Origin of the sequence: Bacillus cereus group sp. BfR-BA-01355 (genome assembly GCF_022663675.1) — a bacterium.
GTDB classification, from domain to species: domain Bacteria; phylum Bacillota; class Bacilli; order Bacillales; family Bacillaceae_G; genus Bacillus_A; species Bacillus_A thuringiensis_S.
The window spans coordinates 1-200 of the sequence record NZ_JAKUFY010000551.1; the positions used below are offsets into that span (position 1 = coordinate 1).

Here is a 200-nt window from a genome sequence, read left to right on the forward strand (position 1 = left end):
CCGGAGCGCTAGCTTCGGTGGAGGCGCTGGTGGGATACCGCCCTGACTGTATTGAAATTCTAACCTACGGGTCTTATCGACCCGGGAGCCAGTGTCAGGTGGGCAGTTTGACTGGGGCGGTCGCCTCCTAAAGTGTAACGGAGGCGCCCAAAGGTTCCCTCAGAATGGTTGGAAATCATTCGTAGAGTGCAAAGGCATAA

At 56.0% G+C, this 200-nt stretch carries 1 rRNA gene; it reads left to right on the forward strand.

Annotated elements, in window-relative coordinates:
• Positions 1–200 (forward strand): 23S ribosomal RNA (locus tag MR167_RS32890); the annotation flags it as partial.